Annotated in this window: 21 protein-coding genes and 1 riboswitch; of the genes, 5 read left to right on the forward strand and 16 right to left on the reverse strand. The window is 70.5% G+C overall.

Features of this window, described 5'->3' with window-relative positions; genetic code table 11:
- Positions 1-18 precede the first annotated feature (18 nt).
- From HD557_RS13130 to HD557_RS13140, 3 genes are all read left to right on the forward strand, one after another.
- Positions 19-1,218, forward strand: coding sequence for an exonuclease SbcCD subunit D (locus HD557_RS13130; RefSeq protein WP_196874183.1), 1,200 nt, complete (start codon positions 19-21; stop codon positions 1,216-1,218).
- Positions 1,218-4,151, forward strand: a complete 2,934-nt coding sequence (locus HD557_RS13135) for an AAA family ATPase (RefSeq protein ID WP_196874184.1) — start codon at positions 1,218-1,220, stop codon at positions 4,149-4,151. The genes HD557_RS13130 and HD557_RS13135 overlap by 1 nt, the downstream gene beginning before the upstream one ends.
- A gap of 111 nt (positions 4,152-4,262) precedes the next feature.
- Positions 4,263-5,486 (forward strand): hypothetical protein, encoded by a 1,224-nt coding sequence (locus HD557_RS13140; protein ID WP_196874185.1) that lies wholly within the window; start codon positions 4,263-4,265, stop codon positions 5,484-5,486.
- Positions 5,487-5,562: 76 nt separating this feature from the next.
- Here HD557_RS13140 and gcvP read toward each other — a convergent pair whose 3' ends face one another.
- From gcvP to HD557_RS13155, 3 genes are all read right to left on the reverse strand, one after another.
- The gene (gcvP, locus tag HD557_RS13145; RefSeq protein WP_196874186.1) at positions 5,563-8,451 is read right to left on the reverse strand and encodes an aminomethyl-transferring glycine dehydrogenase; all 2,889 of its coding nucleotides are present in this window, start codon (positions 8,449-8,451) and stop codon (positions 5,563-5,565) included.
- Between the two features lie 59 nt (positions 8,452-8,510).
- Positions 8,511-8,602, reverse strand: a riboswitch (glycine riboswitch).
- Positions 8,603-8,684: 82 nt separating this feature from the next.
- Positions 8,685-9,296, reverse strand: coding sequence for a MerR family transcriptional regulator (locus HD557_RS13150; protein ID WP_008359558.1), 612 nt, complete (start codon positions 9,294-9,296; stop codon positions 8,685-8,687).
- A gap of 145 nt (positions 9,297-9,441) precedes the next feature.
- On the reverse strand, positions 9,442-10,848 hold the full coding sequence (locus tag HD557_RS13155) for an MFS transporter (RefSeq protein WP_196874187.1): 1,407 nt from the start codon (positions 10,846-10,848) through the stop codon (positions 9,442-9,444).
- A 181-nt stretch (positions 10,849-11,029) separates the two neighbouring features.
- Between HD557_RS13155 and HD557_RS13160 the strand changes: the two genes are divergently transcribed.
- Entirely contained in the window at positions 11,030-11,857 is an 828-nt protein-coding gene (locus tag HD557_RS13160) for a helix-turn-helix transcriptional regulator (protein ID WP_196874188.1), read from the forward strand.
- Positions 11,858-11,872: 15 nt separating this feature from the next.
- On the opposite strand, the gene HD557_RS13165 is transcribed toward HD557_RS13160, so the two are convergent.
- The 10 genes from HD557_RS13165 to HD557_RS13210 all read right to left on the reverse strand — a co-directional run bounded on the left by HD557_RS13165 (position 11,873) and on the right by HD557_RS13210 (position 19,933).
- A complete protein-coding gene (locus HD557_RS13165; RefSeq protein WP_040755456.1) occupies positions 11,873-12,340 on the reverse strand; it encodes a bifunctional nuclease family protein in 468 nt (155 codons plus the stop codon).
- A 42-nt stretch (positions 12,341-12,382) separates the two neighbouring features.
- Entirely contained in the window at positions 12,383-13,120 is a 738-nt protein-coding gene (gene ftsR / locus HD557_RS13170; protein WP_196876402.1) for a transcriptional regulator FtsR, read from the reverse strand.
- 18 nt (positions 13,121-13,138) lie between these two features.
- Entirely contained in the window at positions 13,139-13,621 is a 483-nt protein-coding gene (locus HD557_RS13175) for an FHA domain-containing protein (RefSeq protein ID WP_008359550.1), read from the reverse strand.
- A 125-nt stretch (positions 13,622-13,746) separates the two neighbouring features.
- Positions 13,747-14,133 (reverse strand): glycine cleavage system protein GcvH, encoded by a 387-nt coding sequence (gcvH, locus tag HD557_RS13180; protein WP_008359548.1) that lies wholly within the window; start codon positions 14,131-14,133, stop codon positions 13,747-13,749.
- Between the two features lie 93 nt (positions 14,134-14,226).
- Positions 14,227-15,537: a DUF881 domain-containing protein gene (locus HD557_RS13185; RefSeq protein WP_196874190.1), complete on the reverse strand. Its 1,311-nt coding sequence runs from the start codon at positions 15,535-15,537 to the stop codon at positions 14,227-14,229.
- 19 nt (positions 15,538-15,556) lie between these two features.
- Positions 15,557-15,889, reverse strand: a complete 333-nt coding sequence (locus HD557_RS13190; protein WP_008359542.1) for a small basic family protein — start codon at positions 15,887-15,889, stop codon at positions 15,557-15,559.
- Positions 15,886-16,797, reverse strand: coding sequence for a DUF881 domain-containing protein (locus HD557_RS13195; protein ID WP_196874191.1), 912 nt, complete (start codon positions 16,795-16,797; stop codon positions 15,886-15,888). Before HD557_RS13195 ends, HD557_RS13190 begins: the two co-directional genes overlap by 4 nt.
- A complete protein-coding gene (locus HD557_RS13200) occupies positions 16,790-17,482 on the reverse strand; it encodes a CDP-alcohol phosphatidyltransferase family protein (RefSeq protein WP_196874192.1) in 693 nt (230 codons plus the stop codon). Before HD557_RS13200 ends, HD557_RS13195 begins: the two co-directional genes overlap by 8 nt.
- A gap of 49 nt (positions 17,483-17,531) precedes the next feature.
- Positions 17,532-18,590: a hemolysin family protein gene (locus HD557_RS13205; protein ID WP_196874193.1), complete on the reverse strand. Its 1,059-nt coding sequence runs from the start codon at positions 18,588-18,590 to the stop codon at positions 17,532-17,534.
- A complete protein-coding gene (locus HD557_RS13210) occupies positions 18,590-19,933 on the reverse strand; it encodes a hemolysin family protein (RefSeq protein ID WP_008359533.1) in 1,344 nt (447 codons plus the stop codon). The genes HD557_RS13205 and HD557_RS13210 overlap by 1 nt, the downstream gene beginning before the upstream one ends.
- 297 nt (positions 19,934-20,230) lie before the next feature.
- On the opposite strand from HD557_RS13210, the gene HD557_RS13215 reads away from it, so the two are divergent.
- The gene (locus HD557_RS13215; protein WP_231380277.1) at positions 20,231-21,847 is read left to right on the forward strand and encodes a GMC oxidoreductase; all 1,617 of its coding nucleotides are present in this window, start codon (positions 20,231-20,233) and stop codon (positions 21,845-21,847) included.
- 148 nt (positions 21,848-21,995) lie between these two features.
- Here HD557_RS13215 and HD557_RS13220 read toward each other — a convergent pair whose 3' ends face one another.
- From HD557_RS13220 to HD557_RS13230, 3 genes are all read right to left on the reverse strand, one after another.
- Positions 21,996-22,331 (reverse strand): DUF1048 domain-containing protein, encoded by a 336-nt coding sequence (locus HD557_RS13220; RefSeq protein WP_196874195.1) that lies wholly within the window; start codon positions 22,329-22,331, stop codon positions 21,996-21,998.
- Positions 22,332-22,412: 81 nt separating this feature from the next.
- On the reverse strand, positions 22,413-22,931 hold the full coding sequence (locus HD557_RS28230; protein ID WP_374221699.1) for an HNH endonuclease: 519 nt from the start codon (positions 22,929-22,931) through the stop codon (positions 22,413-22,415).
- Between the two features lie 1,177 nt (positions 22,932-24,108).
- Positions 24,109-25,899: a gamma-glutamyltransferase family protein gene (locus tag HD557_RS13230; RefSeq protein ID WP_445321541.1), complete on the reverse strand. Its 1,791-nt coding sequence runs from the start codon at positions 25,897-25,899 to the stop codon at positions 24,109-24,111.
- Positions 25,900-25,906: the final 7 nt, after the last annotated feature.

Below are 25,906 nucleotides of genomic sequence, written 5' to 3' on the forward strand. Positions count from 1 at the left end.
ACCGATAGTTTTCGTTTCATGCGGATCCTGCACACCTCCGACTGGCACCTGGGCCGGTCCTTCCACCGGGAGGGCATGCTCGGGCACCAGGCGGCGTACGTCGACCATCTCCTCTCCGTGGTGGAGCAGGCAGAGGTCGACGTGGTGTGCGTCTCCGGTGATGTGTACGACCGCGCGCTTCCGCAGGTCGATGCCGTGCGGCTGGCCTCGGAGGCTCTTGCGCGCCTGGCCGCCTCGCGGGCGAAGGTGGTCATCACCAGCGGCAACCACGACTCCGCCCAGCGGCTGGGCTTCGGCTCCGAGCTGATCGACGCCGCCGGCATCTTCATCCGCACCGACCTGGCCGGCGTCGGCCGCCCGGTGATCCTCCCCGACGAGCACGGCGAGGTCGCCTTCTACGGCCTCCCCTATCTCGACCCCGACGCCGCCAAGGCGTCCTGGGGCCTGGAGTCGCGCTCCCACCAGGCGGCGCTGGGCGAGGCGATGCGCCGGGTGCGTGCGGACGTCGACCGGCGGGGTGCCCGCAACGTGGTGATGGCGCATGCCTTCGTCACCGGGGCCGAGCCCTCCGACTCCGAGCGCGACATCTCCGTCGGTGGTGTCTCGATGGTGCCGGCCAGCCTCTTCGAGGACATCTCCTACGCCGCCCTCGGCCACCTCCACGGCCGCCACACGATCACCGAGACGGTGCGCTACAGCGGCTCGCCGCTGGCCTACTCCTTCTCCGAGGCCAACCACCTCAAGGGCTCCTGGCTCATCGACCTCGACGAGTCCGGGTTCGTCGCCAGCGAGTTCGTGGAGGCGCCGGTCCCGCGCGCGCTGGCCCGGCTGCGCGGCACCCTCGAGGAGCTGCTGAGCGACCCGCGCCACGAGGCCCACGAGCAGTCGTGGCTGCAGATCACCCTGACCGACCGGATCCGCCCGGCCCAGGCGATGGAACGGCTGCGGAGGCGCTTCCCGCACACCCTCGTGCTGGGCTTCGAGTCCACCGCGCCGGTCCTGGGCGCGCTGTCCCAGCCCGACCCGGCCCGGCCGCGGCGTGACATCGACCTGGTCACCGAGTTCGTGACCGAGCTGCGCGGCGAGCCCGCGGCCAAGGCCGAGCTCGCGCTGCTGCAGACCGCCGTCGACGCCTGCTGCGAGGACCCCGAGGTCGACTCCCTCGACTCACGCGCCGGTGCGGCCGAGGAAGAGGAGTGGCTCGAGGTGCTCTTCTGATGCGCCTCCACCACCTCGAGGTCACCGCGTTCGGCCCGTTCACGGGCACGGTGACCGTCGACTTCGACCAGCTCTCCGAGGCGGGGCTCTTCCTGCTCTCGGGCGCCACCGGCGCGGGCAAGACGAGCGTCCTCGACGCGGTCTGCTTCGCGCTCTACGGCGACGTTCCCGGCGACCGTTCGGTCGCGAAGCGACTGCGCAGCGACCGGGCCCCGGCCGAGGTCGCCACGCGGGTCGTCCTCGACGCGACGCTCGCCCAGCGGCGCTTCCGGATCACCCGCTCACCGTCGTGGGAGCGCCCCAAGCGACGCGGCTCCGGCACCACGACCCAGCAGGCGTCCGTCGTGCTGATGGAGCTGGTCGGCGAGGAGTGGCGCACGCTCACCAACCGCCTCGACGAGGCCGGCCACCTGGTCTCCGACCTCCTCGGCATGACACTGACCCAGTTCGTGCAGGTCGCGATGCTCCCCCAGGGCCGCTTCCAGGCCTTCCTCCGCTCCAGCGCCGAGGAGCGCAAGCGGCTGCTGGAGCGGCTCTTCCGCACCGAGCGGTTCGCCGACGTGGAGCGGTGGCTCCGTGAGCGCCGTGTCGAGCTCCGCCGTCGTTCCGAAGAGCTCAACGCCGGCGTCGCCGAGGTGGTCAGCAGGATCAGCGAGACGGCTGCCGTGACGCTCCCCGATGACTGGGACGTCCACGACCTCGGCCTGCCCGCCGGCGACGGCGCGATCGCCACCTGGGCCCGCACCCTCACCGAGGAGGCCACCGAGGCGCAGGCCGTCACCTCCGGCGCCGCGATGGAGGCCCTGGCCGCGGAGTCGGAGACCCTGGCCGCCCTCGACGCCGCCCGCGCGATGGCCGAGAAGCAGCGTGGCCTCCGCGCCGCCGCCGCGGCCGAGAGCCGTCTCGTCGCGACGGCCGAGGAGCAGGCCGAGCGCCTACGCCGCGTCGAGGCCGCGCAGCGCGCCGAGGCCGTCGCCGGGGTCAGCGACCTCGCCGAGCAGGCGCGCCGCGAGCACGCCCGGGCGGTCGCCCTGGCGCCGAGCGACCTGACCCTGACCGAGGCCAAGGCAGCCGTCGACCGGATCGCGGCGCGCCTGGCCCAGGCCCGCGCCCTCGTGCCGGTCCAGCGCCGGCTCAGCGAGGTCGTCCGTGAGCTCGCGACGACCGGCGCACAACGCGACCGCGTGGTCGCCCAGACGCAGGAGCAGGCACGGCTCACCGAGCAGCTCCCGCAGCAGACCGAGGCCCTCGCTGCCGAACTGGTGGCGGCCACCGAGGCGGCCGCGGAGATCCCGGTGCTCCGCGCTCAGGTCGCGGCCGTGACCGAGGTCGGCCGGCTGACCCGGGAGCTCGCCGATGCCCGAGCCCGGCACGAGTCGGCCAGGACGGCCGCCATGGAGGCGCGCACCCACTATCTCGACGTACGCCAGGCACGGCTCGACGGCATCGCGGCCGAGCTCGCCGGCGCCCTCGCCGTCGGCGCGGACTGCCCGGTGTGCGGCTCCCACGAGCACCCGCACAAGGCCTCTCCTGCCGAGGGAGCGCCGGACGCTGCGGCGGAGAAGGCCGCCCAGACGGTCTACGACAACGCCAGCGCCGAGGAGCACGCCCGCGACCAGCACGTGCGCGACCTCAGCACGCGTCTACAGCTCGCCCAGGAGGCCGCCGGTGAGACCGATGAGCCTGTCGAGTCGCTGGCCGAGCGCCTCGCCGGGCTGGAGCGTACGGCTGCCCGGGAGGCCGACCTCCGCGCCAAGCTCACGTCCGCCGAGCAGGCGCGGGAGCGCTCGGTCGCGCTCCGTGCCGAGCTCGAGACGCGCGCTGCCGAGCTGGAGACCACGCTGCGTCACCTCACCGAGGAGCGCGAGCGTCTCGAGGAGCAGCTGAGCGACGTCCGCGACGAGCACCCCGATGTCGACGCCCTGCTCACCGCGCTCGACCGCGACCACCGGTCGGCAGCCACCGCCCTCGAGCGGCTCGAGGCGGCCACGCGCGCCGCCGAGGCGCTCGCCGGGGCCGAGCGCACGCTCACCGCCACCGCCGACCGGGCGGGCTTCGACAGCCCGGAGAGCGCCCTCGCCGCCGCACTCCCGCCCGAACGGGTCGCGGCGTTGAACAGCCAGATCAAGACGTACGCCGACAGCCTTGCGGCCGCCCGCGCGACCCTCGACTCGCCCGGCGCCGCCGAGATCCTGGCCACGGACGAGCCCGACCTGCGGGCGCTCTCCGACGCCCACCGCAAGGCCGCCGACGCCGCCGACGCCGCCCGCTCGGCGGCCGACACCGCCGCCAACCGAGCCGCGCGTCTCGACTCGCTGCAGCGCGATCTGACCCGCGCGCTCTCGACCTGGGCGCCCGTACGCGACGACCTCGAGGTCGCAGCCCGGATCGCCGCCTTCGCCGAGGGGAAGAGCAGCGACAACCAGCTCCAGATGAGCCTGTCGGCCTACGTCGTCGCCTACCGCCTCACTCAGGTCGTCGCCGCCGCCAACGAACGGCTGGCGAAGATGAGCGACCAGCGCTACGCCCTGGAGCACTCCGCGGCCAAGGGCGCCGGTGACCGTCGCGGGGGACTCGCGCTGATGGTCCGCGACGACTGGTCGGGCGAGTCGCGGGACCCCGCCACCCTCTCGGGCGGCGAGACCTTCGTGGTCTCCCTCGCCCTGGCGCTCGGCCTGGCCGACGTGATCATGAACGAGGCCGGCGGCCAGATGCTCGACACCCTCTTCGTCGACGAGGGTTTCGGCTCCCTCGACGCGGACACCCTCGACGACGTGCTCGACGTCCTCGACACGCTCCGCGAGGGCGGCCGGATCATCGGCGTGGTCAGCCACGTCACCGAGATGCGCGAGCGCATCCCCACCCAGCTGGCGGTCACCAAGGGCCGCGAGGGCTCCACCCTCCACGTCCTCGGCACCCGACCCGAAAATTAACCGTCGAGGCGAAGGTTATTACCCAGCAGTAGTTCCCCGGGAGTGACGTACGTCACTAGCCTGAGGCGGCTCCGCGTCGCGGAAGCCGTCCCAGACCACCCGGAGGTTTCCGTGCCACGTCTCACCACCCGTGTCGCCCAGGTCGCCGCAGCCCTTCTCCTACCCGCGTCCCTGCTCTCAGCAACGACGATCCTGGCCTCACCCGCACACGCCGACGGCCCCGGCAGCGGCACGCCGTGGATCGTCACCGTCGGTGACAGCTACGTCTCCGGCGAGGCCGGGCGCTGGGCCGGCAACAGCAACTCCGGCGAGTCGCTGATCGACGCGGGCGGCAGCGCGACGTACTTCGACAACGCCACCCACACCGCCGAGACGATCAACCGCTGCCACCGCAGCACGGCCGCCGAGGCGTACGTCGGCGGTGGCGTGAACGGGCTCAACCTGGCCTGCTCGGGCGCGAAGGTCGCCACGACCACGACCAGCGAGGGCTACTTCAAGCCCGGCATCGACTTCTACTCCAGCGGCGGCAACCAGGGCCAGGCCCTCATGCTGCAGAGCTTCGCGGCGAGCCACAACGTCAAGGCGGTGACGATCGGCATCGGCGGCAACGACTTCAACTTCGCCGCCATCGTCACCCAGTGCGTCCAGGACTTCCTGGCCTCGCCCTCCTGGTTCAAGGACTACTGCAAGGACGACGCGGTCGTCACCAACGCCATGGCGGCAAGCAACGTCGCCGCGGTGCGCGCAAGGATCGCCACCGCCTTCCAGAACGTACGCACCGCCATGCGCAACGCGGGCTACGCCGACGGCGCCTGGACCCTGATCGTCCAGAACGTGCCCTCGCCGCTGGCCACCTCCTCGGTCTACCGCTACAGCGAGTCCGGCTACACCCGTCAGAACACCGGCGGCTGCGGCTTCTGGAACGCGGATGCCGACTACGCGTACAACACCATCCTGCCGACGATCAACAACGCGATCGCGGGGGCGGCGACCGACTCCGGGCTGACCAACATCAAGAAGGTCGACGTCACCGGCGCATTCGCCGGCCGCCGTCTGTGCGAGAACACCGTGGGCCTGCTCGAGGAGAAGGGGCTCTCGAGCTGGCGGGCCTCCGGTGCGGTCGACAAGACCGAGTGGGTCAACCAGATCCGCACCGTGTCCACCGCGAGCGGCAACTACTACATCCAGGAGAGCCTGCACCCCAACTACTGGGGACAGCTCGCCCTGCGCAACTGCCTGCGCCAGGCCTACAACGGGGGCACACCGAGGTCCGGCACCTGCACCCACGGCACCGGGCTCAACGCCAACGGCGAGCCCGTCATGACCCTGAACTGACCCGCCGAGCCGTCACTCCGGTCGCCCGAGCCGTCACCTGGGTGACGGCTCGGCCGACGTACGTGACGCCTCGCGCCTACTCGGCGAAGGACTCCACCGGCGGGCACGAGCAGACCAGGTTGCGGTCGCCGTAGGTGTTGTCGATACGGGCGACCGGCGGCCAGTACTTGTCGGGGTCGATGCCGCGCGGGAAGACGGCCTCCTCGCGCGAGTAGGGGCGGTCCCACTCACCCACGAGCGCCCGGGAGGTGTGCGGGGCGCCGCGCAGGACCGAGTTCTCGGCGGTCCACTCCCCCGACGCGACCCGGTCGATCTCGCCCTTGATCGCGATCATCGCGTCGATGAACCGGTCGAGCTCGGCGAGGTCCTCGGACTCGGTCGGCTCGACCATGAGCGTGCCGGCGACCGGGAAGGACATCGTCGGCGCGTGGAAGCCGTAGTCGATGAGCCGCTTGGCGACGTCGTCGACCGTGACACCCGTCTCCTTGGTCATCGGCCGCAGGTCGAGGATGCACTCGTGCGCGACCAGGCCGGTATCGCCGCGGTAGAGCACCGGGAAGTGCTCGTTGAGGCGCGCAGCCACGTAGTTGGCCGACAGCACCGCCGCGGACGTCGCCCGGGTCAGGCCCTCGGCGCCCATGAGCCGGACGTAGGCCCACGAGATCGGCAGGATGCCCGCCGAGCCGTAGGGAGCGGCCGAGATCGCGCCGATGCCCGAGCGCTTCGAGGCGTCCGGGTGGAGCGAGTGCGACGGCAGGTAGGGAGCCAGGTGGGAGCGGACCGCGACCGGACCGACACCCGGGCCACCACCGCCGTGCGGGATGCAGAAGGTCTTGTGCAGGTTGAGGTGGGAGACGTCGCCGCCGAACTCACCGGGCTTGGCGTAGCCCAGGAGCGCGTTGAAGTTGGCGCCGTCGATGTAGACCTGACCACCGGCCTCGTGGACCAGCGAGCAGACCTCGGTGATGCCCTCCTCGTAGACCCCGTGGGTCGAGGGGTAGGTCACCATGATCGCGGCGACGTTCTCGCCGTGGGCGTCGAGCTTGGCCCGCAGGTCGTCGAGGTCGACGGTGCCGTCCTCGGACGACTTCACGACCTCGACCTTCATCCCCGCCATCACGGCCGAGGCGGCGTTGGTGCCGTGGGCCGAGGACGGCATCAGGCAGATGTTGCGGTGGCCCTCGCCCTGCGCGTCGAGGTAGCCACGGATCGCCATCAGCCCGGCGAACTCACCCTGCGACCCGGCGTTCGGCTGGATCGAGACCTCGTCGTAGCCGGTGACCTCGGCGAGCCAGCCCTCGAGCTCGCCGACGAGCCGGGCGTAGCCGGCGGCGTCCTCGGCCGGGACGAACGGGTGCAGGTCGGCGAAGCCGGGCAGCGAGATCGGCTCCATCTCGGTGGTGGCGTTGAGCTTCATCGTGCACGAGCCGAGCGGGATCATGCCCTTGTCGAGCGCGTAGTCGCGCGCGGCCAGCTTGTGCAGGTAGCGCAGCATCTGGGTCTCGCTGTGGTGCGCGTTGAAGACCTCGTGGGTGAGGTAGTCGGTGATGCGGACCAGGCCGTCGGGCAGCGCGCTCGCCGTGGTGCGGTCGATCTCCTCCAGGTCCACGCCCGAGACGCCGAACGCGTTGAGCACGGCCGACAGGGTCGAGCGGGTGGTCGCCTCGGAGGTCGAGATGCCAACCGTGTCCGCGTCCACGAGACGCAGATGTACGCCGAACCCACGCGCCGCGGCGACCACGTCGGCCGCGCGCCCGGGCACGGTGACACCCAGCGTGTCGAAGAACGTCTCCGAGACCAGCGGGAGCCCGGCCGACCGGAGCGCGGCGGCCAGCACGGCTGCGTAGCGGTGGGTGCGGGTCGCGATCGTCTTCAGCCCGGCGGGGCCGTGGTAGACGGCGTACATCGACGCGCCGACGGCCAGCAGCACCTGCGCGGTGCAGATGTTGGAGGTCGCCTTCTCGCGGCGGATGTGCTGCTCACGGGTCTGCAGCGCGAGCCGGTACGCAGGCCGCCCCTCGGCATCGACGGAGACGCCGACCAGGCGACCGGGCAGGTGCCGCTCGATCCCCTCGTGGACGGCCATGTAGCCGGCGTGCGGACCGCCGTAGAAGAGCGGGATGCCGAAGCGCTGGGTCGAGCCGACCACGACGTCGGCGCCGAGCGCGCCGGGCGCCTCCAGGACGGTCAGCGCGAGCAGGTCGGCCGCGACGACGGCCAGCGCGCCGCGCTCGTGGGCGGCCTCGATGATCGGCTTCAGGTCCGGCACGCGGCCGGACGCGCCGGGGTACTGCACCAGCACGCCGATCACATCACCCTCGGGCAGGCCCTGGGACAGGTCGGCGACGACGACCTCGAGGCCCATCGCCTCGGCGCGGACCTTGACGACCTCGATCGACTGCGGCAGCGCGTCGGCGTCGATGACGAACGGCCCGGATCCCTTCCGGTTGGCCCGGTGCACGAGGGCCAGCGCCTCGGCGGCCGCGGTGCCCTCGTCCAGGAGCGACGAGTTGGCCACCGGCAGACCGGTCAGGTCACCGACCATCGTCTGGAAGTTGATCAGCGCCTCGAGACGGCCCTGGGAGATCTCGGGCTGGTAGGGCGTGTAGGCGGTGTACCAGCTCGGGTCCTCGAGCACGTTGCGACGGATCACCGGCGGCGTCACGGTGGCGTGGTAGCCCAGGCCGATCATCGCCTCGCCGGGCTTGTTGGAGGCGGCGATCTCGCGAGCGAGCGAGGCCACCTGCGCCTCGCTCAGCGCGGCGGGCAGGTCCAGCGACTCGACGGACCGGATCCCGGCCGGAACGGCCGCATCCATCATCGCTGCTACCGAGTCGTAGCCGAGCCGCGCGAGCATGGTCGCCTCGTCGGCGGCCGAGAGTCCGACGTGGCGCTCCACGAACGGGGAGGCGGCGTCGAGCTCGGACAAGGTGGGCGTGTCGGACACAGTGGCTCCTGAGGGCATCTAAGACAACTCGTAAGCCCTCCCCCTCTGTCACCGCGCCTTCGCCGCTTCAGAGTTGCCTGGTCCGCACAGTCGTGGGTGCCTGAGAGTTTCCGGGGAGGAATTGCCCCTTCGGCGCCCCAACGAGTTGGGGCTCTCCCGTGCGGGATGGTCAGCACCACCAGCATAAAGGACAGGGCCCCGAGGTCCCGCCTCTGCGGGGCCTCGGGGCCTGGTGTCGACTGAGTCCTACGTCACCCGGCGTTGCGGGCGGCGCGGCGGGCGGCCAGCTCGTCGGACGCCGAGGCGACCTGCTCGCCATCGTCGGTCGTACGCTCGCTGGGAAGCTCGGAGAGGGTCCCCTCGATCTCTCGCCAGACACCGCCGATGGCGATGCCGAAGACGCCCTGACCGCCCTGGAGGAGGTCGATGACCTCGTCGTTGCTGGTGCACTCGTAGACCGAGGCGCCGTCGCTCATCAGGGTGACGCGGGTCAGGTCGTCGGTGCCACGCTCACGCAGGTGGTGCACCGCAGCGCGGATCTGCTGCAGCGAGATGCCGGCGTCGAGGAGTCGCTTGATGACCTTGAGGATCAGGATGTCGCGGAAGGAGTAGAGCCGCTGGGTGCCGGAGCCGGTGGCGCCGCGCACGCTCGGCTCGACGAGGCCGGTGCGCGCCCAGTAGTCCAGCTGGCGGTAGCTGATCCCGGCGGCGTTGCAGGCGGTCGGCCCGCGGTAACCGGTGTCGCTCGGCAGTGGCGAGACATCGTCGGTGAAGAGAAGTCCCTGCTCGTCGGCCTGCTCCGCCGCGCGTTGCGCGTCGTCGGCGCCGGGCTTCTGCTCGTGGTCGAACACGATGTCCTCCATCGTCTACTCCGTTGTGCGTAACTCCACTCGGGGAATGAACGGCTGCGGCGGGGGGACCACACCGTTGGAGTTACAACAGAGACAACTACAAGGTAAGCGCCGCAAGGGCCCTGGTCAAAGAACCCCCTCCGGCGTGTCGTCCAGCCTAACCCTCATGTAGAGAATGAGGCTTTCGACCGCTGCCCGTCGCGATCAGAGCGGTCAGCACCAGCACGACGGCTCCGACGAGGAGGCACGCCCGCATCCCGGGCAGGGTGAGGGCCCCGCTGGCACCGGCAGCCAGTCCCCCGAACACCGCGACCGAGATCGCGCCTCCGGTCTGCCGGAACGTGCTGAGCGCACCGGTCGCGACCCCCACCCGCGCGGGCTCGACGGCGTCGATCAGCTCCGCGGTCACGACGGTGATGGCCAGGGCACCACCGGTGGCGAGCGGAACCAGCAGGACGAGGACCAGCCAGACCGGAGTCGCCTCCGTCACCGGGAGCAGGACGAGCATCCCCGCTGCGAGGATCAGCTGGCCACCGACGATCAGCGGCCGCCGCCCGATGACCGTCGCGAGACGCGGTGCCACCACGTTCGCGCAGGTGGTCAGCGCCGCCGGGACGACGAACATCAGCCCCGCCTCGGCACCGGTCCATCCCCGCACCTGCTGGTAGTAGAGGCCGAGCAGGAAGACCCCGCCGTAGAACCCGAAGTTCACGCCGAACCCGGAGACCAGCGTGACCGCCACCCTTCCGCGAGCGATCAGGCCGAGCGGCAGCACCGGTGCCGGCGAGCGGCGCTCGACCAGGACGAAGGCGAGGGCCGCCCCGACCGACGTCACCCCCGCGACCAGCGCTCCCGAGTGCCAGCCGGTGTGGCCGGCCTCGATCACGGCGTACGTCAGCGCGGACAGCGCCACCACGGCGAGCACCTGGCCCGGGAGGTCGAGCGGCGCCCGGCGACGCACCGGCCGGAACCGCAGGCCTGCCAGCAGGGCCACGATGAGGACCCCGATCGGGACGTTGACCAGGAAGACCCAGCGCCAGCCGGCGTACTCGCTCAGCAGTCCCCCGGCCACCGGGCCCACCGCCATGGCGGCCGACCCTCCGATGGTCCACACAGCGATCGCCTGCGCTCGGGCCCTCGCGTCGTCGTAGGCGACCCGGACCAGCGCCAGCGACGCCGGCATCACCAGCGCGGCGGCAGCACCCTGGAGCACCCGCGCGGCGATGAGCACGGGCATCAGCGGGGCGGCCGCGCAGGCCAGGGACGCGGCCGTGAACAGCACCACCCCGAGCGTGTAGGCCCGCACCGGACCGAACCGGTCGGTCACCGCGCCCGCCGAGAGCATCAGCGCCGCGAACATCAAGGTGTACGCATCCACTACCCATTGCAGGCCGACCATCCCGCCACCGAGATCCCGGTGGAGATAGGGCAGCGCGATGTTCACCGCAGAGACGTCGACGGTGATCACGGTGAAGCCCAGGAGCGCCGCGAGCAGGGCCCGAACGCTCCCCGGCCGGGCGGCCGCCGCACCTCCGCTCGATGCCTCGGTCGCAAGCACGGTCATCGGGTTCCTCCTCCGGTCGACGTGCGGGCGGCTCCGAGTGCGGCCGCCCGCATCACCGAGGAGTCTGGTCGCGCGGCGGCGGGTGAGGCAGACCGCGCGGCGCCGGGGTGCTGCCAGGGGTGGGTATGACACGGCCCCTCACACGAACCGGTCCTGAGGCACACTGGTGAGGATGAGCGACATGGCTGCGACGGAGCTGGGGCGCTACCTGCGCGCCCGCAGGGCACGGGTGACCCCGGAGGAAGCGGGTCTGCCCGCGGGCACGGGCGTGCGGCGTACGCCTGGGCTGCGACGCGAGGAGCTGGCTGCCCTCGCCGGCGTGTCCGTCGACTACTACACCCGGCTGGAACGAGGACGGGAGACCAACCCGTCGACCGCCGTGCTCGACTCGCTGGCACGTACGCTCCGCCTGACCGGCGATGCCCACCAGCGGCTGCACGAGCTCGCCGAGGTCGCCTCGGGACGCTTCAGCGAGCCGCGCGCGACGACCGACACGACCGTACGTCCCTCGGTCCTCGTCATGCTCGAGACGCTGCGGCCGCTGCCGGCCTTCGTGTTCAGCCGCCACAACGACATCCTGGCGGCCAACCGTCCGGCCCGGCGGCTCTACCCGGGCCTGTGGGACGGTCCCCGCGAGCACCGGAACCTGACCCGCTACCTCTTCCTCGACCCGGTCGGGCGACACCTGCTCGACCCGTGGTACGCGACCGTGTCGAGCTCGGTCGCCAACCTACGTGCCGTCGGCGGCACCGACGTCGACTCGCCCCGCCTGGCCGCGCTCGTCGGCGAGCTGCTCCTCAAGTCACCCGAGTTCGCCGAGATCTGGGAGCGCTACGACGTGTGCGAGCGCAGCGGTGGCACCAAGACGTTCGAGCACCCGCGGGTCGGCCGGATGACACTGACCTACGAGGTCATGCGGTTGGCCCGCACCGGCGGCCAGCGGATGATCGTCTACCAGGCGGAGTCCGACACGGTCGACGAGAAGGCGATGCTCGCGCTGGACGAATGATCCAGCCGCGACCTCTCAGTGGGACTCGAAGTCCTCGGGAGTGATCTCGTCGAGGAACTCGCGGAACTTCTCGATCTCGTCCTCCTGCTCGGCCGGGACGGCGAGCCCGGCCTCGTCGAGGACCTCGTCGGCGACCACGATCTTGGTCCCCGTACGCAGCGCCAGCGCGATCGAGTCCGAGGGCCGCGCGCTCACCTCGACGCCCGAGGCGAAGACCAGGTTGGCGTAGAAGACGCGGTCGGTGACCGAGGTGATCTGCACCTCGGTCAGCTCGTTGCCGGTCGCCTCCACGACGTCCTTGAGCAGGTCGTGGGTCAGCGGCCGCGGCGGCACCACGCCCTGCTGGGCGAAGGCGATCGCGGTCGCCTCCACCGCGCCGATCCAGATGGGCAGGTATCGCTCACCGGCCACCTCGCGCAGCAGCACGATCGGCTGGTTGGAGGGCATCTCGACTCGGACTCCGAGCACATCGACCTCGCGCATGTCATCCACCCTACCCGTCTCCGGGTCGCGACAGCAGCCCGGTCAGCGGGCGCGCAGCCCGGACTTCACCAAGGTGGCGTGCAGACGGACCGCCAGGGCGGCGATCTCGCTGCCGATCTCCTCGGCCCGGCCCTGCGCCCCGGCGTTGCCCGGGCGCCGCAGCGGCGCCACGATCTGCTCGATGAGACCCACCTCGCGGTCGGCGGCGGCCTTCATGCCGCGCAGGTGACGGGGCTCGATGCCGAACTCGGCCAGCTCCTTGGCGGTGCGCGCGATCGCCAGGGCGTCGGTGTCGTAGTGGCCGCTGCGCAGCGGCACCACCAGCGCCATCTTCTCCAGCTCGGTCAGCAGCGAGTCGTCGACCTCGGCGATCTTGAGGAGCTCGCGTCGCGAGATCCGCATGTGGTCCGTGCGCCGGAACGACTCCGCCCCCGGCGCGCCGTCGGGCGTGAGGGCGACCGTCGGGACGGTGGGCACGGTCGGCTCGATCGCCGGCGGCTCGAGGCCGCGATCGATCGCGTCGAGGTGCTCGCCGATGACCTTGAGCGGCAGGTAGTGGTCACGCTGCATCCGCAGGACGTAGCGCAGCCGCTCCACGTCGCGGCGGGAGAACTTGCGGTAGCCCGCGGGAGTGCGCTCCGGCTTGATCAGTCCCTTGTCCTCGAGAAACCGGATCTTCGGGATCGTGACCGTGGGAAAGTCAGGACGCAGCTGGTCCAGGACCTGCCCGATGTTGAGCCGCTCCCCCGAGTCGCTAGCCGGCCGTTGAGGGTCAGGCATCGCGGCGGCGGCCATCGGCTACGCCCCTTCGTGCCCGGCGTAGAAGACGAGCCGGAACTTCCCGACCTGCACCTCGTCGCCGTCCTTGAGGACGACGTTCTCGATGCGGTCGCGGTTGACGTAGGTGCCGTTGAGGCTGCCGACGTCGGAGACCTCGAAGGTGTCGCCGGTGCGCTTGAACTCGGCGTGGCGACGCGAGACGGTGACGTCGTCGAGGAAGATGTCGCTGTCCGGGTGGCGACCCGCGACCACGGTGTCCTGGTCGAGCAGGAAGCGGCTTCCGGCGCCGGGACCACGCTGAACGACGAGCATGCCGTTGCCGCGCGGAAGGGCCTCGACGGTGGCCGCCTCGATCGGGCTGAGCACCCGGTCGGAGGTGTCGGCGTCAGCCCCGAGCTGAATCGTCGAGGTCTGGTCGGTCCCGGTCAGGCTTACGCCACACTGCGAGCAGAACCGCGCTTCGTCGGGGTTCTGGCTGCCGCAAGCGGGGCACACGGACATTTTGTAGCTCCAGGTTCATCGAGGGCCGGGCACACACCCTCAAGTTCACGTTGAGGGATGTATCCGCAACCTATCAGGTCGGCCCAGGTGTTCGGTTGGGCTGCGCCAATTCTTAGCGCAGGGGCCTAGGCGTCGAGCGATGCCTCGTACGCCGCGGCGTCGAGGAGGCTCTCCAGCTCGGCAGGATCGGCCGGGGCGACCTCGAAGAGCCAGCCACCGCCGTAGGGGTCGTCGTTGACCAGCTCGGGCGTCGCGTCGAGCGAGCCGTTGACCGCGACGACCTCGCCCGAGATGGGCGCGTAGATGTCGCTGACCGACTTGGTCGACTCCAGCTCACCGCAGCTCTCGCCGGCCTTGATCGTGTCGCCGAGCGCGGGCATCGAGACGTAGACGATGTCGCCGAGGGCGTCCTGGGCGTAGTTGGTGATCCCGATCCGTACGGAGCCCTCGGTCTCGCCAGGGTTGCGCAGCCACTCGTGCTCGCTGGTGTACTTCAGGTCCTCGGGGTACACGGGCATCTCCTCATCAGGCGTACTGGTCTGGCCACGGAAGATCGTCCCGCAAGCCGGTTGACGAAACCCTACTGCGCTCCACCGACGAAACGGTCAGCGGGACACGGTGTGAATCGACTCGATGTCGATCTTCTCCTCCGACTCGACCTTTACCTCCGCGCCCTGCTCCTCGAGCTGGTCCTGCGGGCCCTGGTAGAAGTCGATCGCACCCGCCAGCGTGTCGGGCGGACCGATCACTTGGAGGCGGTACGGAGGGCTGATCAGCTCGCCGCCGACGTTGAGGCCGGGAGCGGGCTGGCTGACCTCGATCGAGGTGGACGCGACCAGGCGTACGGCCTCGCCGTCGCCCCCTTCGATCTCCATCGCCTCGGCACCGCTCGTACGCAGCTCCTCGATCAGGTCGAGGAGGGCGGTCAGCCGGAGCGGGTCGGCGCCGGGGTCGATCTCGATCGTGATGCCCGGCCCGCTGACCGGCACCGTCCCGGCGATCACCCGGAGGGTGTCCACCTGCTCCTCGGCGCGCTGCAGCGCGGTCTGCTGCTGGAGGGTCTGGTCCTCGAGCTCGTCGCGGGTCGCCTCGAGCTCCTCGATCTGCTCCTGCGCCTTCTGCGTCGTGCCGGCCAGACCGGAGAGGATGTCGATCAGCTCCTGCTCGCGCAGGCCGGCGTAGGTCGAGTCCTCGGTGTTCGTCTGGACCTGCACCACGGCGGCATAGCCGAGTACGCAGAGCAGGACCGCCACGGCCACCTGGCCACGCCGGAAGTGGGTCAGCGCGTCGAAGAGGCGGGCTCGGCCGACCAGCGGCGCCGGCTCCTCCTCAGGCTCCTTCTCCGGCTCGTCGGACTCATCGGGCTCATCGGCCTTCTGGGTCGTCGGCAGCTCCTCGGCCTCGGCGACCTTGGTGTTCTCCTCGGCGTGCTCGTCGCCGGTCGCGTCCTCGACCTCGTCGGGCTCCGCGGCGTCGGCCTCGTCCACCTCGTCGGCATCCTCGACGTCCTCGGCCGCCGGATCCTCCGCCGTCGTCGACGCGGCAGGCTCGTCAGGCTCGACGAAGTCGACGGGCTCGACAGGCTCGACGTCGTCCGACTCCTCGGGCTCCTTCTCGGAACCCTCCTCGGCGACCGGCTGATCAGGCTGGTCGGCGGCCTCGTCGGCCCCGGCCTCCTGACCCTCCTCGGCCTTCTCCTCGGCCACCTCCGTCTCCGACGGCTCCTCGGCGTCCGGGGCGTCGGCGGCGTCGGTCGTCTCGGCAGACTCCGTGGGCTCCTGCTCAGCAGGCTGCGTACCTTCGTCCGAGGCTTCGGGCGTGGTGACGTCCTCGGCGACGGCCTCCTCCGCCGGGGTGGCGGGCTTCTTCGCCGGTGCCTTCTTCGCGGGGGTCCGCTTGGCCGCGGTGCGCTTCACCGGTGGCCTCCTCTTCCGGTCAGGCATGGAAGATGTGCCTCCGGATGGCTGCGACGTTGGTGAAGATGCGGATACCGAGGACGACGATCACGCCCGTGGACAGCTGGCCACCGACACCGAGGCGGTCACCGAGGTAGACGATGCCGGCGGCGATGACGACGTTGCTGATGAACGAGACGACGAAGACCTTGTCGTCGAAGATGCCGTCCATGAACGCCCGCAACGCACCGAAGACGGCGTCCAGCGCGGCGACGACGGCGATCGGGAGGTAGGGCGCCAGACCGACAGGCACCTCGGGCTGGAAGAACAGTCCCAGCACGATGCCGATCACTAGGCCGATGACGGCGATCATTCTTCGCGGTCCCCTTCGCTGTTCTCTTCGGTGTCTTCGTCGTTGTTGTCGTTGCGCTTCGAGCCCTTGTCGGAGTCGGCCCCCAGCTGGGTCAGCTCCAACAGGTCGGCCGGCGCCGCCGGCAGGGTCAGCCGGTCGATGTTCTCGACGTCGTAGGGCATCCCGTAGTCCTGCGTCGTCGTGTGGATCATCGCGCCGGAGACCGTCTCGGCAAAGCGTGCGGCCAGCGTACGCGTGTCGCCGATCGCCGACACCTCATAGGGCGGCGAGAGCGAGACGTCGTTCATCCGGAGCGTGGCACCGGAGGTGATCACGCCGCTGCGCGCGGTGACCCGCTGGCCGTCGACGGACACGGCGGTGGCCCCCGCCTCCCACAGTCCGTTGACGATCACGGCGAGATCGTAGTCGCGGACGGTGCCGCCCTCGTTGCCGTCGGCGGCGTTGTCGATGGTGATCCTGATCCCCGAGCCGGTCACCGGGGCGAACCCGGTCTCCTCCGCGGTCCCGACCGCGGTCGAGGAGGCGGACTTCGCCCGAAGACGGAGCGAGTTCAGCGACCCCTCGCTCCGCTGGTTGTCCTCCCGGAGAGCGGAGATCTGGCGGTGCAGGTCGGCGATCCGGTCCTGGCGCTGCTCGATGCGGTCGACCAGGACCTGCCTGCTGGTCTGGCGGATGTCCTCGTTGCGGGAGGTCTGCACCGCCGCGGTGGTGGCCAGCAGCGCGAACAGCCCGACGACCACCATCGCCCACACGCCCGGTCGGCGCCGCCGGCCCGGCTCCTCCGCCGAGGGCTCCCGCCGCGCGGCTGCGGCCTTGTAGTCGGAGTCGATCGACTGGTCGGTGATGCGGTCCAGCAGCGGCTTGGTGACGTAGGCGCGCAGGTCCTCGCCAGGGATCTCGTCAGGCACGGGCCGACCCGCCCTTCTCCAGCGGCGGGGTCGTGGCCATCAGGCGACGCACCTCCTGGGCGTAGAGGACCAGGCTCCACCACAGCAGCAGGATCCCCCACAGCGCGAACGCCCAGCCGAACGCCTGCGCCACCTGGATCGGCAGGCTCGGCTCCAGGCCGAGGTCGAGCTGCTCGGGGATGTCGTGACTGAGGTAGAGCAGCGGGAAGGAGGCCAGCAGGCAGAAGGCGGCCACCTTGCCCAGCAGATGCACCGGCAGCGTACGCACCCCACGGCTGCGCAGCGCCGGGATCATCGCGAGCAGGCCCACGAGCCGCAGCGGCACCAGCAGCGCGATCGGCCACGGGATCACATCGATCTGCCAGAGCGCGAGCGTCGCGGCCAGGACGAAGACGGTGTTGGCGACCACGTCGAGCAGCTCTCCCGCGCGGCGGCCGCCGAGCTGCTTGCGGTTCAGCCAGCTGTCGAGCAGATCGGTGACCACCGCGAGGCCGAACGCGGCCAGCGCGATCGTGTCGTCCTCGGCGATCATCACCGCCCACAGCACCACCGGGGCGTAGACCAGCCGCAGGATGCTGAGCAGCTTGCCGAGCACGGGCTGGTTGCGGTCTGCCGAGCCCGGCGGTCGCTGCCGCGAGCCCCGGCCATGTTGCAGGCGGGGATCACCGGATCGACGGTTGGGCATCTGCAGGCTCTCCTCTGTCACCAGACGCGGCACGGACAAACCCTAGTGCTTACTCGGCAGGGGTGGAGTCATCGGCATGGGCGGCGTCGCGGATCTCGCCGACGAGCTCCTCGATGACATCCTCCAGCGTCGCCAGTCCGATGGCGCTGCCGTCCTCGCGAACGACCCGGGCCATGTGGGCGCCGCGGCGCTGCAACGTCTCGAGCGTCTCGTGGAGCGCGTCGTCGGGCGTGACCGTCGCGAACGGGCGGATCCACTTGTTCTGGACCGGCTGACGCCGGCGTGCCTCGTCGGGCTCGAGCACGTCCTTGATGTGCAGGTAGCCGACCAGGTCCCCGCCGTCGTCGGCAACCGGGAACCGGCTGTAGCCGGTCGAGGCGCACACCGCCTCGATGTCGGCGCCCGAGGCACCCCGCGGCACGATCGTCCAGTCGGCGATCGGGATGGTGACCTTGGCGACCGTCTTCTCGGTGAAGCCCAGCGCGCCGGTCAGGCGGCCGTACTCGTCCTCCTCGAGGAGCCCCTCGCCGCGGGACTCCTCGACCATGGCGGCCACCTCGGCACGGGTGAACGCAGAGCTCACTTCGTCCTTGGGCTCGATGCCGAGCGCCCGGATGCAGAGGTTGGCGGCGTAGTTGAAGGCCACGATGATCGGCCGCAGCACGTAGACGACCGCGTAGATGGCCGGGCCGAGCACCAGGGCGGCCCTGTCCGGGCCGGCCAGGGCGATGTTCTTCGGCACCATCTCGCCGATGACCACGTGCAGGTAGGTGACCACCAGCATCGCGATCACGAACGCGACCGGGTGGTGGAACGCCTCGGGCAGGCCGATCAGGTCGAAGCCGGGCTCGAGCAGGTGCGCGAGCGCCGGCTCGGTGATCGCCAGCAGCAGCACCGAGCAGACCGTGATGCCCAGCTGCGCGCCGGCCATCATCAAGCTGATGTTCTCCATCGCCCGCAGCGTGATCCGGGCCATCTGCGACCCGGCCTGCGCGGCCGGCTCGATCTGGCTGCGCCGGGCCGAGACCAGCGCGAACTCCGAGCCCACGAAGAAGCCGTTGGCGAGCAGCAGCACCAGGCCGAGAAGGAGCCCCATCGTCGTCGACATCAGCCGATCACCTGCATCGAGATCCGGTCGATCCTGCGCCCGTCCATGACCTCCACGGTCAGCTTCACGTACCTCGCGTAGACGTCGTCGTCATCGGAGTCGGGCGGCGGGTTGCCGGGCACTGTCAGCTCGGCGGTCGCACCGCGCTCGGGGATACGGCCCAGCAGACTCAGCATCAGGCCCGCGACGGTGTCGTAGTCCTCCCCCTCGGGCAGGGCGACGCCGGTGATGTCCTCCACCTCGTCGGGGCGCAGCAGCCCCGAGAGCGACCAGCCGCCGTCACGGCGCAGCCGGGCCCGGGCACTGAGCGGGTCGTGCTCGTCTGCGATATCGCCGACGATCTCCTCGATCACGTCCTCGAGGGTGACGATGCCGGCCTGGTCGCCGTACTCGTCGAGCACGACGGCCAGCTGGAACCCCTCCGCGCGCAACAGCGCCATCAGCGGATCCAGCCGCAGCGAGTCGGGCACCACGACCGGCGGCACCATGAGGTGCTTGACCTTGGCCGTGGGCCGCTCGTGCACCGGCAGCGCCACGGCGGCCTTGACGTGCACCGTGCCGACCACGGCCTCGTTGTCGTCGAGCACCGGGAAGCGCGAGTTGCCCGTACGCCGGGTGAGCTCGATCAGCGTCTCGGCGCGGTCGTTGTGGTCGAGGCTGTGGACGCGTACGCGCGGGGTCATGATCTCGCCGGCCGTGCGGGTGCCGAACTCGACCGAGCGCTCCATCAGCTCGGCGGTGTCGGCGTCGAGGGTGCCCTCGTGGGCGCTGCGCTGGATCAGCGAGGAGAGCTCGGCCGAGCTGCGCGCCGAGCGCAGCTCCTCCTGTGGCTCCATGCCGAGGCGGCGGACGATGGCGTTGGCGGTGCCGTTGAGCACCTTGATCGGCCCGCGCATGATCCGGGTGAAGGCCCGCATCGGTCCCTGGGTGACGCGGGCGGTCTGCAGCGGCAGCGCCAGCGCGAGGTTCTTGGGGACGAGCTCACCGAAGAGCATCGTCACGATGGTCGAGAGGATCAGCGCGACGGTCAGCGCGATCGGCGTCACCGCACCCTCCGGAAGTCCGGTGGCGAGCAGCGGCGCGTCGATCAGCTCGGCGATCGCCGGCTCCGACATCCAGCCGATGCCGAGGTTGGTCACGGTGATGCCGACCTGCGCGCCGGAGAGGTTGCTGGAGAGCTCCTTCATCGCGCGCAGTACGCCTTGGGCACGCTTGTCACCCTGCTCCGCGGCCATCTCCACCTGGGAGTGGTCGACCGTGACCAAGGAGAACTCGGCCGCCACGAAGACGCCACAGGCGGCGACGAGCAGCAGCGCCAGGAGAATGAACAGGACCTCGGTCATCGAGCCGACCTCGCTCGGTACAGCCTCGAATCAGACGGCGGGCATGGATATTGGCCGGGTTGCGGTCCGTCCATCGGGGTTCAGATCGTCCTTAGCTGTTGGAAGTGCCGTCAGCCTACATGGCTGTGGTTGCGCCGCCTGCGTTGCTGGGTCGCCCGCTCGGCGAGGTGTCGCGTACCGGACACAGTTGTCCAGAACGGCGCCGTGAGCCTTGACACACCAGGCCAGTTCGTCAACTCTTACGCGGCAACAGCCGACGATCCGCGAGCCGAGGGAGCCCCCTTGACCATGTCCTCGTTGTCCACATCTGCCACCAGACGTACGTTCCTCGCCGGGGCCGCGGGTGCGGCCGGCGCCGCTGCGACCGGGCTGTTTCCCGGTCCGGCCGCGGCCGCCTCGCCCCGCCGCGTACGACTGGTTCGGGAGGAGCACCGCGCGGTCGTCATCGGCTCCGGGTTCGGCGGCGGCGTGGCCGCCCTGAGGCTGGCCGAGGCGGGCGTACCGGTCACCGTGCTCGAGCGCGGTCGCCGCTGGCCGACAGGTCCGGACGCGCAGACCTTCCCGACGATCCGCTCGCTCGACAAGCGGGTGCTGTTCCACACCACCGCGCCGGCGGCGCTCAAGCCGCTGCAGACGCTGCTCGGCACGCCGCTGAACTTCGGCCCGTACGTCGGTCTGCTCGAGCCGGTCCTCGGCCAGAACATGCTCGCCATGTGCGCGGCCGGGGTCGGCGGCGGCTCGCTGGTCTACCAGGGCATGACGCTGCAACCCTCCGCGGAGGTCTTCAACACCTGGTTCCCGAACGAGCTCGACTACGACCTCATGGACCGGGTCCACTACCCGCGCGTCGCCCGGATGCTCGGCGCCGCGACCGCGCCCGACGAGCTGATCGCCTCGGACAACTACCGGGTCTCGCGTACGTTCGGCGCGCGCGTCCGAGCCGCCGGCTACGACCTGCGGAAGATCCCGATGCCGATCGACTGGTCCTACGCGCTCGCGGAGCTGCGCGGCGAGATGGCACCGTCCTACACCAACGGCGACTGTGCCCTCGGCGTCAACAACGGCGGCAAGCACTCCGTCGACGTCACCTACATCAAGCAGGCCGAGGCCACCGGGCTCGTGCATGTCGCGACCCGCCACAACGTCACCTCGGTCGCCCGCGCCGCGGACGGTCGCTGGGAGGTCCACGTCGACCGCACCGACGACACCGGCGACGCGGTCGAGCAGAAGATCATGACCACCGGGGCGCTGATCATGGCGGCGGGCTCGCTCAACACCAGCAAGCTCCTGGTCCGCGCCGCGGCCACCGGGACCATCCCCGACCTTCCCGAGCAGCTCGGCCAGGGCTGGGGCACCAACGGCGACCGGATCTACATGTGGCGCCCCTTCGACGAGGACCTCACCGGTACGCAGGGCGGGCCGGTCGTCTACCAGAGCCAGGAGTGGGCCGACCCGACGACGGCCAACACCGTCATCCAGGCGTCGCTACCGCCGCTCCCCCTCGGCCTCGACCTGGGCGGCACGATGCTGGTCGGCTTCGGGGTCAGCGCCGACCGTGGCAGCTTCCGCTACAGCTCGCTGACCGACTCGGTGAGCCTGCGCTTCCCCTTCGGCGGCGACGCGGCGAGCTACCGGGCCATCCACGAGCGGGTCTCCAAGATCAGCGGCGGGCTCGGTGCCCTGATCGACACCAACACCATCGTCAACAGCACCTGGCACCCGCTCGGCGGCGCCAACATGGGCACGGTGTGCGACCTCGACGGGCGGGTCATGGGCCAGGACGGCCTCTACGTCCTCGACGGCGCTCTCATCCCGGGCACCACCGGCGCCTGCAACCCGTCGATGACCATCGCCGCCATCGCCGAGCGCGCCATGGACAACATCGTGGCCAAGGACGTCGGGGCGGTCATCTGAGCAGCTCCTGACGAGCCACAGAACTCTGCAATGCAAAATTCTGCAGAATTTCTCGAAAAGGGGTGACAACCTCTTTGGTGATGCGGCAACATTGTTCTTGCCCCGCTGGTGACCCGAGACGCCAGCGGGGCTCTTACGTTTTCGGACATCAGGCGAGCTTGTCGGCGACCTTGTTGAGGTTCGCGCGCAGCTTGGCGCGGTAGACGTCCTGCTGCTCGGGCAGCCTGGCGTCGCAGAACGCGGCCAGATCAGTGCCGGTGACCTCGACGACGCTGCGGCCGGCAGCGGCTTCGGTCTCGAAGAGGTCGAGGATGTCGCGCAGGATGTCGACGATGTCCATGCCGTCGCTGGCGGTGAAGCGCCACATGTAGTTCTTCATCTCGGCATACACGGTGCGGTAGTCGGCGGGGAGCTCGTTGGCACGGGCTTCCATGCGCTTCCAGTCCTTCTTGTCGCCGATGAGCCGGGTGAGGATGTTGTTCATGTTCTGCTTCTTTCTTCGGTGGTTTCGGCTCCCTGTTTTGGGGCCGTGGAAGAAGCGTGCAGGGCTGACGTAGCGTCAGGGTCAAGCACTGATCCGAAGAAAGTTCTCGAAGCCTCGAGCCTGCCTGGTCGTCAGGCCGCAAGGGTGTGATCGAGGAGTACGTCGCGCAGCGTGAACTCTGCCCGGGACAGGGGTGATGGGTGCGGCTGCCAGTGTTCGGGTGGTGGGCTGACATAGGTGTGGCCGGTGGGTGTGATGGTGGTGATGCTGCCATCGGGGTCCGGGTCGGGCTTGCCAGCCGATGGCTTCTTTCGCCTGGTTGCATCGTTCGCACAAGCCCTGCAGGTTCTGGGCGCTGGTTTCTCCGCCATCGGCGTGACGCTCGATGTGGTCGATGTTGCGGATCGGGCGTCGCAGCCGACGGTCCGGCAGATCCCGCCATCCCGGGTGATGACGAACTCGGCCAGCCCGTCGGGTGCCTTCCTCGAGCGGGATTCCATCGCAACCAGCTGCCCGGCGGGGTCGGTGAACAACCGGCGCACGAACACCTCGGCATCGGCCAGTTCCTCGCGGGCCCAGGCTGCGGGGACGGGGCCGTATCCCTCAACCATGGCTGACTGGTCGCTGTCGTTGGTGAGGGCGTCGGCGGTCATGACGATCTTGACCTCGATCCGCGGTTTCGCCCCGGCGCTGCTGCGTCCGGTGACGCGGTCGACGAGGGTGTCGGCCATGACCTGGCCCCGGGTCCGTTCGTCGCCGGCGGCACGGGCGGCATTGGCCGCCTGGTCCAGGGCCGCGAAGACCGCGACGCCGTCCTTGACCGGCAACAGCGCACCGAGCCACGTCATCGTGTCCGGTGCCGGCCGCAGGCTGACCCGCCGGTCTTTCTCAGCGCTGGCGGCGCGGGCGACCACGGAGGCCTGATCGAGGGTGATGGCGAGCTTCTTGGCGGCGTTCTCGAGCTGGCGTAGCCCCATCGCCGCTGCCTTCGCCGGCTGCCCGCTCGGCCCAGGTGCGCAGAGCTCGTGGTCGATGACCCGCCTGTCCTCCAGGGAGAGGCAGGCGGTCTCCCTGGCGAGGATGGTGGCCTGCCACTGCGAGAACAACCCGGCCTTCATCAATCCAAAGGTGTGCGGCATCTCGATGAGGAGGACTTTCGCCAGCCCGAGCAGCTTCGCACCCCGATCGGGTGAGACTCGTCGCGCGAGCGCGATCTGGGAGGCCACGCCTTCACCGAGCTTGCGGGCAGGGGCACCGGCCTCGGCCTGCCGGACGCGGGCGGCTTCCTCGAGACGTACCGAAGCCTCTGCCTGCACCGCCTCTGCGCGACACTTCACTGCTTCGAGTCGAGCGATCCAGTCGACCAGCTCTCGCTCGGACGCACCCGGAGGTGGCCCGTCGAGGAAGCGGTCGATGTTCTCGTACATGTGCCTTATTATATGCTAAACAGCACCATAGAGCAAGCCATTTTGGCTGGTCAGAAGTCATTTATGCAGTCCGCGAACAAGTCACGTTGCTGCTGCGCCACACTCTCGCCGCCGCCCCGATATAGGCGAAATCTTTCTCGATCGGGTGCCGGGTCAAGGATGGCCGAAGGCCACCGCGAAGCGGCGCCCGCAGGGCGTCCTTGACGCGGTGCACGATCGAGAAACACTCAAGGAACGGGTCGGCGGCGAACCCTGAAACGAAGAAGCAGTCGCCAAGCGAGGTTTCCTCAAGGGTGGTCTCGACAAGCTCGACCACCAGTGGGCCGCGGCTCGACCACCGGTGCCGGGTCCTACCGCCCGACCGCGTACCCCTGCGCGCCCCGAGGATTGGCAGCAGCAGAAAGCATGCCATTCTCAGGATCCCGCGTGACCGCGGAGAGCCGCCCCAGAGACCAGTCGCCACTCAGCTCGACGGCGTGACCACGACGTCGCAGATCCTCGACGACCCGAGGACCGAGCCGATCCTCGAGCACCGCGCCGGCAGGGACCCAGGTGCGCGGCCAGAACGACCCCGGGAACGACGTCGAGTGAAGCGCCGGGGCGTCGATGGCCTCCTGGGGCGAATAGCCGCCGACAAGAGTGCGCAGCAGGTAGAGCAGCTGCCACTGGTCCTGCTGGTCACCACCGGGCGAGCCGACGGCGGTGACGGCGTGCCCGTCACGGAGGACGAGGGTCGGGGTGAGCGTGGTGCGCGGCCGCCGGCCGGGCGTGAGCGTCGAGGGCAGCCCCGGCTCGAGCCAGGTCATCTGCAGCCGGGTGCCGAGGCAGAAGCCGAGCTCGGGGATCGTGGGCGAGGACTGCAGCCACCCGCCCGAGGGGGTCACGGCGATCATGTTGCCCCAGCGGTCGGCGACGTCGATGTGGCAGGTGTCGCCGCGGGTCTCGCCGTCGCGCGAGACGGTCGGTTCCCCCACGCCCGACGCGGCGGCGGCCGGGTCGTAGGTCTCACGCAGCGGCGGGAAGGCCGTCGCACCCAGCCCTGGCCTCACCTCGGTCGAGGCGACCTCGGCGATCAGGGGGCGGCGGGTCGCTGCGTACTCCTGGGAGATGAGGGTCGCGATCACCTCCGGATCGGCACTGTCGCCGTAATGGGCGTCCCGGTCGGCGAAGGCGAGCTTGGTCGCCTCCAGGATCGTGTGCGCACCGGCCGGGTTGCTGGGGTCGAGCAGCGCGTCGTCGAGCGGCTCGAGCAGGTTGAGCGTCTGCAGGAGCACCGGCCCCTGCGTCCACGGCCCCGCCTTGGCGATCGTGTGGCCGCGGAACTCGGTCGTCACCGGCTTCTCGTACGCAGCGGAGAACCCGGCCATGTCGGCCGCCGTGATCACCCCGGAATGGTCGGTTCCGGAGGAGTGCCGGTGCGGGGTGCGTACGAACCGCTCGATCGCCTCCGCGACGAACCCGCTCCCCCAGGCGGCACGGGCCGCGTCGATGCGCTCCTCGCGGGTCCCGGCGCCGTCGCCGGCGGCCACGAGGCGGTCGAGCACAGCCGCGTAGGCCTCGTTACGGACCATCGTGTCGGGTGCCGGCGGCTCGCCGTCAACCAGCCAGTGCGCGGCCGAGGTGGGCCAGTGGTCGCGGAACAGGTCGGCCACGGTCGCGATCGTGGCGACCGCGCGACCCAGGATCGGGTGGCCGTTGCGGGCGTAGTCGATGGCGTAGGCGAGGATTTCACCGAGCTCCCAGGTCCCGTGGTCGCGCAGCAGCATCAGCCAGGCCTCGACCGCCCCCGGTACGGCTGCCGCGAGCGCACCCGAGCCGGGGACCAGGTCGAGGCCCTCGGCGCGCATGTGCTCCACGGACGCCCCGGCCGGTGCGGGCCCCTGGCCCATCAGCACCGTCGCCTCGCCGCCGGCGGGCGCGAAGATCCCGACCAGGTCGCCGCCCGGCCCGTTGAGGTGGGGTTCGACCACGTGCAGCACGAACCCGCCCGCCACCACCGCGTCGAAGGCGTTGCCACCGCGCTCGAGCACTGCCTGCGCCGCGCCGCTGGCCAGCCAGTGCGTCGAGCCGACCATGCCGAACCTCCCCAGCAGGTCGGGACGGGTCTTGAATGCTGCCGGAGGGGTGTAGGTGGAGGACACCCGCTCA

Source organism: Nocardioides luteus (assembly GCF_015752315.1).
Lineage (GTDB): Bacteria > Actinomycetota > Actinomycetes > Propionibacteriales > Nocardioidaceae > Nocardioides.